The sequence below is a fragment of the Streptacidiphilus melanogenes genome (assembly GCF_000787835.1).
In the GTDB taxonomy this organism is placed as follows: domain Bacteria; phylum Actinomycetota; class Actinomycetes; order Streptomycetales; family Streptomycetaceae; genus Streptacidiphilus; species Streptacidiphilus melanogenes.
On sequence record NZ_BBPP01000092.1, the window covers coordinates 1 to 7507 of the forward strand.

Annotated in this window: 8 protein-coding genes; 6 read left to right on the forward strand and 2 right to left on the reverse strand. The window is 69.7% G+C overall.

The features are described from left to right. Nucleotides 1-336: 336 nt before the first annotated feature. Complete coding sequence (locus TR49_RS39150; RefSeq protein WP_042391189.1) at nucleotides 337-1101, reverse strand: class I SAM-dependent methyltransferase; 765 nt, start codon at nucleotides 1099-1101, stop codon at nucleotides 337-339. Between the two features lie 143 nt (nucleotides 1102-1244). Here TR49_RS39150 and TR49_RS39155 point away from each other — a divergent pair, with 143 nt between their 5' ends. Further along, on the forward strand, nucleotides 1245-1844 hold the full coding sequence (locus TR49_RS39155) for a TetR/AcrR family transcriptional regulator (RefSeq protein WP_042391190.1): 600 nt from the start codon (nucleotides 1245-1247) through the stop codon (nucleotides 1842-1844). 329 nt (nucleotides 1845-2173) lie between these two features. Beyond that, the gene (locus TR49_RS39160) at nucleotides 2174-2566 is read left to right on the forward strand and encodes a DUF4345 domain-containing protein (protein ID WP_042391191.1); all 393 of its coding nucleotides are present in this window, start codon (nucleotides 2174-2176) and stop codon (nucleotides 2564-2566) included. Between the two features lie 38 nt (nucleotides 2567-2604). On the opposite strand, the gene TR49_RS39165 is transcribed toward TR49_RS39160, so the two are convergent. Further along, nucleotides 2605-3621 carry an Lrp/AsnC family transcriptional regulator gene (locus TR49_RS39165; protein ID WP_042391192.1) on the reverse strand — a complete coding sequence of 339 codons (1017 nt, stop codon included), beginning with the start codon at nucleotides 3619-3621 and terminating at the stop codon, nucleotides 2605-2607. Between the two features lie 294 nt (nucleotides 3622-3915). Between TR49_RS39165 and TR49_RS39170 the strand changes: the two genes are divergently transcribed. From TR49_RS39170 to TR49_RS39185, 4 genes are all read left to right on the forward strand, one after another. Next, nucleotides 3916-4830: an alpha/beta hydrolase gene (locus TR49_RS39170; RefSeq protein WP_042391193.1), complete on the forward strand. Its 915-nt coding sequence runs from the start codon at nucleotides 3916-3918 to the stop codon at nucleotides 4828-4830. Nucleotides 4831-5024: 194 nt separating this feature from the next. Then, nucleotides 5025-5861 (forward strand): NAD(P)H-binding protein, encoded by an 837-nt coding sequence (locus tag TR49_RS39175; protein WP_236653745.1) that lies wholly within the window; start codon nucleotides 5025-5027, stop codon nucleotides 5859-5861. 7 nt (nucleotides 5862-5868) lie between these two features. Beyond that, nucleotides 5869-6435 (forward strand): anthrone oxygenase family protein, encoded by a 567-nt coding sequence (locus tag TR49_RS39180; protein ID WP_042391196.1) that lies wholly within the window; start codon nucleotides 5869-5871, stop codon nucleotides 6433-6435. Further along, nucleotides 6432-7274, forward strand: a complete 843-nt coding sequence (locus TR49_RS39185) for an alpha/beta fold hydrolase (RefSeq protein ID WP_042391199.1) — start codon at nucleotides 6432-6434, stop codon at nucleotides 7272-7274. Before TR49_RS39180 ends, TR49_RS39185 begins: the two co-directional genes overlap by 4 nt. The last annotated feature ends 233 nt before the right edge of the window (nucleotides 7275-7507 follow it).

Here is a 7507-nt window from a genome sequence, read left to right on the forward strand (position 1 = left end):
CGCAAGGCCCGTCTCCCGCGCGATGCGCGCGTTGGAGCGCCCCCTGGCCGCATGCAGCACGATCTGCGCGCGCATCCGGGCCTGGTAGGCGGTTTTGTGGCCGTGGGCCATCTTCTTTAGTCGATGTCTTTGCGAGGCGGTCAGCGATATCGGGCAGGCGGAGGCAACGGGCAAGGCAGGCAGGCCGATCAGCAGGAGTAGATCTCCTTGAGGAGGGATGGGAGACAGTGCCGGAGGACCTGGCCCAGGTCTCCTCGTAGTACCCGATCGAGCCTTCCAGCGGTTCGGTCGCAGGACCCGCTCGCCAGGGAGTAGTGGATGGACCCCAGAGGTGGGTCAGGCAGTAGCGGTTCGCTGTGCAGTGACTGCCAGGGTGGCGTAGTGCATCGTGAAGCTGCCTCCGGCGGCGTCGATGGCTGCGCCGACACCCGCGAGCACTTCTTCGAGCTTGGACTGGGGGAGCCGGGTGAAGGCGCCCTGGGTGGGTAGCTGGTCCAGCCATTCGCCCCTCGTATAGGGCCGTTCCCAGTCGAATCGCCACTGCTCGGGTTCGGCGAAACCGCCCACCTGCCGGATCCCGTCGGCTGCCTTGGTGCAGAGTGCCGTGTACCCGTCCACGGCCGGCACCGTCCACTGCCGTGCGGCGAGCGAGTCGGGCATCACCTGGCGGTAGACCTTCATGAAGGATTCCGCGACTTCGGGCAGGGGCTGGCCCGCGTTCCAGAACAAGGCCAGCAGGCCTCGGGGACGCAGGGTCTGTGCCGCCTTGGCGGCCCCGGCGAGGGGGTCCACCCAGTGCCAGGTCTGCCCGGAGACGACGGCGCCGAACTTGCGGCCCGCAGGGTCCCAGGCTTCGAACGACGCCACCTCGACGTCGAGTCCGCGCTGGCGCGCCAGGTCGGCCATGCGGGCGTCGACGTCAACGCCCAGCACCCGGCAGCCGACCGATTGGAACTGCCGGGCCACGATGCCGGTGCCACAGCCGACGTCGAGGACATCGGAGCCGGGGCTGGCCGCGATGATCCGGTCCACGAGGGCCTGGGGGTAGTGCGGCCGGGCCCGGTCGTAGCGATCGGCGTTCGAGCCGAACGACTCCGCCACCTGCCGGTGTTCATGCGATGCGTGTTCGGAGCGCGGGTCTCGCTCCGGCGGTAGTGTGGGCACACGCCCACTATGAGTGGGCGAATGCCCACTCGTCAATCGCAATGCAGCAGGCCCGATCAAGAAAAGAAGGAGACGCCCCGGTGCCCACGGGACTAGCCATCCGCGACGTGCGCGACCAGCTCTTCGACGCCGCCGAGCGCGTCCTGCTCCGGGACGGACCGAGCGCGCTCACCAGCCGGGCGGTCACCACGGAGGCAGGCTGCGCCAAGGGCGTGCTGCACCGGCATTTCACCGACTTCGACGCCTTCCTCGCCGAACTCGTGCTCGACCGCATCACGCGGATCGACGACCAAGCCGCTGCTTTGCGCGCGTGCGCTGGAACCGGCACCGTCGCCGACAACCTCACCCAGGTGCTGATGGACCTGTTCGAGTCGGTCGCGGTGGCGATCGTCAGCCTCGTCACCTCCCGGGATGGCCTACGCGCCCGGTTGCGCGAGGTCAGGCCCACCGGCGTCCCGATCCTGACGGATGCCGCGACCGCGATCGCCTCCTACCTCACCGCCGAGCGCGAGATCGGCCGCATCAACGCGGACGCTGACACCGACACGCTCGCTCCCACCCTGATCGGCGCCGCGCACATGCTGTTCGCGGACCGCCAGGGCATCCCGCCACAGGCCGGAGACGTCCGCAAAATCGTGACCGCAGTCATTGCAGGCGCTGAGCAAGAACCGTTGCGGTGAACGGCCAAGCAGCCGACTGATACCCAAGGCTCGGGCGCCGGCGGGTGGAAGAGCCGGCCTTCACGTAGTCCGGCTGGACTGTCGTCGTGCACGGCGATTCTCATGAACCAGCAATCGCGGCAGCCAACGAGTAGGGACCCCGCCTCGCTGCCCTGACATCTGGCCAGACACCACGTCCAACACGGGGCCAGAAGTCAACCCCCGAAGGACTTCCGGAGCCGACCACTAAGTCGTTGGCGGGGAGGCACGGGGTGAAGGCTGCTTGACACACAGTCACCGGCAGCCCTTCTAGTAGACACGTGTCAACTAAGCGGAGCGGGGGTCGGATCGTGGCCAGGATTCTCAGGTGGCTCGTGCTGGCGATGGGGGTCGCGTGCGTGGCGATCGGACCGTTCCATCCGGCGCTCGGGAACGACTCGGTGCCGGGCGAAGGCGCGGCCAGCGCGACGGCCGACAGCCTCGGACGGTTCTTCGGCGCGATCTTCGCGGGGTACGGCCTCGCATGGCTCTGGGCGGCCCGCCAGTCGCCGATCCCGGCGACAGCGGTGCGCTGGCTGGCCGGCGTGTTCCTGCTCGGCGCCGTCGGACGCCTGCTGTCACTCGCCGTCCATGGCTGGCCGCAGTGGTTCCAGGTGCTGCTGACGGTCATCGAACTGGTGATGCCGCCGCTCTACTTCTGGCTGGCGGACGCCGACGAAAAGGCGTTCCGCGACCGTGCCTAGCCCGGGGTGAGGTCGCGGCGGACCAGTGTCCTCGGTCCTCACCTCGACGAGACCGGTTGGACCAGCTGGGGAGTGCGTTTGGCGGCGCGGCTGACGATGGCCGTCTCAAGGTGCGTGATGCCCAGACCGGCCAGGTCATGGGAGAGGAAGCCGTAGAGGGCTGCGAGGTCCGGGAAGTACGCGGCCGCGTGCAGGTTCGAAGGCCCTGACGTCGCGAACGCGCCGTGCACCGAGGCGTGTTCGGCCAGCGCCCGCCCGGTGGCGGCGAGATGGTCGGGGGCCACCTGGAGCAGGAGTTTGGCCTCGATGGGCAGGCCGAGGCGGCGGGGATCGACGAGCACCTGGGTGACCAGACGGCCTTGGGCGGCCAGGTGGGCGAGGCGCCGGCGCACCGTGCTCTCCGGGTGGCCGGTGCGCTCGGCCAGTGCCGCGGCGGTCAGGCGCGCGTCGGGCGTGAGGGCGTCGAGGAGGGACTGCTCCAAGGCATCGGTGTCGACACCGTACGGGCCCGGGGAACCGGAGGCGGGTGGCTCGGGGGCCGGCTGGCTCGGGCCCAGGGCCGCGCGTTCGGGCTCGGTCAGCACCTGGTGACGCCACTCGGAGGTGAGCCGGAAGACATGCAGGATCGTGGCGCTCTCCAGGGAGGTCACCGCCTGCGTGGAGGGGAGCTGACGGAAGACCAACTGGTCGCGTGAGCCCGGCTCGGTGCGGGCGACGGCGAAGATCTCGTCGCCCGAGGTGGTGACGTCGATGAAGGGGATGTCCTCGCGTGCCGCGAGCGCGGCCACGATGGTGTCGAGCTTTCCGCGCAGAACCCGGATGCGCAGGAACAGGGCCCCGGCCGAGCCGCCGTTGCGCGGTCGCGCGACCGGTGAGATCACCACGCGCACGGTGCCGTCGGCGCCGAGCGCGTGCAGGCGTCGGCGGACGGTGGCGGGGCTGAGCCCGAGCACGCCGGCCGCCCGCTCGGCGGTGACGCGGCCGTCGCACTGCAGCGCGGCGACCAGCCGCTGATCCGTGAGGCTCAGTACGGAATTCGTCGATTCGTACGCCATGAAGACAAGTTTCGCTCATTCCGTCGCCCTGCGATGCCCGTTCCAAGGACCACGGCCCAAGGATGGAGCTCATCCACCCCGCCTGTCCGCGAGCCACGTCGGCGAACCCGAGCCACGGAACGAGCAACCGATGATCCTCGACCCGCAAATCTGGTTCCCCGGCCTGACCGGCTCACCGTCAGCACCTCCGGTACCGCGACCGGCGGCCAGGAGAAGGGGCCCGCGGTGCGACGACGCCGCAGGCTCGCGGTTTGCACAGCTCCCGAGATCGACAGATCCACCACGGAGGTTCACATGCCCGCGTTCGAGCAACGGAAAGCAGTCCGCTTCGCCAGCGGCGACACCAAGTGCGCCGCCTGGCACTATCCGGGGTCCAACGGCGGCTGTGTGATCATGGCCGGCGGAACCGCGGTGACGAAGGAACCGGCCTCGGACCTGTTCGCTGCCCGGTTCAACGATGCCGGCTTCGCCGTCCTCGCCTTCGACCACCGCCGGTTCGGACAGAGCGGGGGCACCCCACGCCAGGTCGTCCGCTTCGACGAGCAGGTCGCCGACTGGCACGCCGCGATCGCCTACGCGGCCGGCCTGCCCGACGTCGCGCCGGACGGGATCGCCCTGTGGGGGTTCTCACTCGCGGGCGGCCACGTCTTCCAGGTCGCGGCCGACCACCCGCGGCTGGCCGGCGCGATCGCGCAGACCCCGCTGGTCGACGCCCGCGCCGTCGCTCCCCACGCGCTGCACTCCATGACCGCTCTCGCGCTGCTGCGCCTCCTCCGCCGAAGCGTCGCGGACGCGCTCGGAAGCCTCATGGGACGGCCGCCGCTTCTGGTTCCGACGGCCGGACCGCGCGGCACCGTCGCCTCGCTCACCACAGCGGACGCTTTGGACTGCGACCGGGCCCTCGACCCCGACCGTCGGCACACGGACTGGGAGCAGACGGTCGCCGCACGCATCGCCCTGCAGTTCGGCGGGTACCGGCCCGGCCGCCATGCCTCCCGGATCCGCTGCCCGCTCCTGGTGGTCGTCTGCGACCAGGACCAGAGTGCGCTCCCCGGCCCCGCCCTCCGCGCGGCGCAGAACGCGCCGCGATCCGAGGTGGTCCAGCTGTCAGGCCGCCACTACGCCCCGTTCCTCGAGTCGCACGAACAGGCCGTCGAGGCGGAGATCTCGTTCCTGCAGAAGCACCTGCCCTCCCGCGACCACCGCTGAGCCAGACCGCTCCCCGGCTCGAATCCGCTGAACTCGCCGATTTATCCCCTGGATCCTCCAGCGCCCGCCGTCCGGTGGCGGCCGACCCGATGTCACACTCCGGGCCCGCCGCGGATCTCAGATACGACCACCCCACCAGGGCCACGAGGACACGAGCTCTCGACAGCCTTCCGAACAGGAGTACACACGTGATCATGGTGACAGGCGCGACCGGAATCGTCGGCCGCGAAGTGGTGAAGCACCTGTCGGCACAGGGAGCCGAGGTGGCGGCGGTCACTCGTGACCCGGCCGCCGGCGTGGTCGCCGACGGAATCCGGCTTGTCGTCGGCGATCCTTCCAGCCCGCAGTCGCTGGCGTCGGCACTGGACGGCGTCAAAACCCTCCTGCTCAGTCCGCGCGCCGTGGGCGGCGCGAGTGCCGAGCTGCTGGCGCTGGCGGCCGAGCACGGCGTGCGGCGGGTGGTGGTGTTGTCGGCGGTCACCGTCGAATACGGCGGCGGGTACCGGCGCTTCGCCGAGGAGTTCGAGCGGGTCGAGGCCGCAGCCGTGGCCTCCGGGCTGCCGTGGACGTTCCTGCGGTGCGCCGACTTCGCCGCCAACACTCTCGCCTGGGCGCCGCAGATCCGTGCGACAGGTCACGCCCGGGGCGTGCACGGCGATGCCGCCACCTCCCCGATCCACCAGCGGGACATCGCCGAGACCGCCGTACGGGCGCTGCTGGACCCCGCCCACGCGGGCCGGGCGTACGCCATCACCGGGCCGGAGTCGCTCACCCAGCGCGACAAGGCCCGACTCATCGGCGAGGCCATCGGCAGGGACGTATCGTTCGAGGAGATTCCCGCCGAGAGCCTGCGCCGGGCCATGCTCGCCCAGGGCCTGCCCGAGGACGTTCCCGACCGGCTGATCGGCTACGCGGCCGCATGCCTGAAGGAGCCGGGGCCGACGACGGACACCCTCGCACAACTCCTGGGCCGCCCCGCCCTGACCTTCGCCGCCTGGGCCGCCGAGCACGCGGCCGACTTTCGGAGCTGAGGCCGTCATGAGATCCGAGCGGGCAGCCACCGCCCTGCGCTTCGTCAGTCTCGTTCTTGCCGGCCTGTTCGCCGGGTTCCTGGTCACGGTCCTCGTCTTCGAACTTTCGCTACGCCACTTCGACGCCTCGGTCTACACCCAGACGCGACAGATTGAACTCCTCCGACTGGACGACCTCGCTTCCGCCATCCTCCTGCCGACGTTGCCGACCACCGCGATCCTCGCCGCCATGTCGCTCAAGGCGAGAGACCGCACCTTCTGGCTCACCGCGACAGCGTTCGCCCTGCTGCTGAGTGTCGTCGCCACGACGGTCGTCTTCAACCTCCCCATCAACTCGGACCAGTTGCACTGGAATGTGCAGACACCTCCCGCGGACTGGGCGAGCGTCCGCGACCGCTGGCAGATCGCCCACGCGGTACGGACAGCCGCCGCCGTGGTCGCGTTCGGGCTCCTGAGCGCGGCGGCGATGACCCCAACGCGTAGCACTCATCGGCCATCCCGCAACCCGACCCCTGCCGCTGTCCCCGCCCCGCAGCGAACGGCCGCATCAGGCCCGACTGGAGGGCTGTCGTGAACCGCATCGAGCTGTCGGCGGGCACGATCGAATACCAGGACACCGGTGGCGACGGCCCCGTCCTGGTGCTGCTGCACGGGCTGATGATGGACGCCACGCTCTGGGACGGGACGATCGCCCGTCTCGCCGCCGATCACCGCTGCCTGGCACCCACGTTGCCCCTCGGGGCACACCGACTCCCGATGCGCTCCGACGCCGACCTGTCCCTGCCCGGCATGGCGCGGCTGGTCGCGGAGTTCCTCGACCGCCTCCACCTCCGCGACGTCACACTTGTCGGCAATGACACCGGCGGGGCGCTCGTCCAACTCCTCATGGGCGACCGGGCCACAGCCGTCGGGCGCGCAGTACTCGTCTCGTGCGAGGCGTTCGACAACTTCCCGCCCGGACTGACCGGGAGGACGCTCATGCTCACCGGGAGGCTCTCACCCCGATTGTTCGGCCTGTTTATGCAGCAGATGCGGCTCCGCGCGCTACGACGGCTGCCGATTGCGTTCGGGTGGCTGACCAAGCGCGGAGACGCAGCGACCGCCCAGTGGATGAAACCGGTCCTGCAGCAGCCCGGAATTCGCCGCGACACCGTACGGATGCTCCGAGCAGCAGCAGCTGACACCCGCCTCCTGCTCACCGCAGCCGAACGGCTGCCGACCTTCGATCACCCAACCCTCGTGGCCTGGGCAAGCGAAGACCGCGTGATGCCCCCCGAGCACGCACGGCGCCTCGTCGAACTCCTCCCCGACGCACGGCTGGTCGAGGTGAACGACAGCTACACCCTCATCCCGCTGGACCAGCCCGCAGAACTCGCGCGGGTCATCGGCGAGTTCACATCATGCACACGATAAGGCGTCAACTCGAACAGCTCCGCACCCACGAACGGGCGACACCAGATCATCCAGAAATCGACATAACATCCTAGCCTGCGCGTTTCATCTGGGGTTGCGTCCGGATCATGATCGGAAAAGCGAAAGTGCCTTCTGAGCTGCAACGATGAGGCTTCTCTAGGGTCTCGATCGTTCCAGCAGGAAGGCACTTTCTGCGTGCACACTACCCCTGTGGGATACTGTCGCCCGATTCG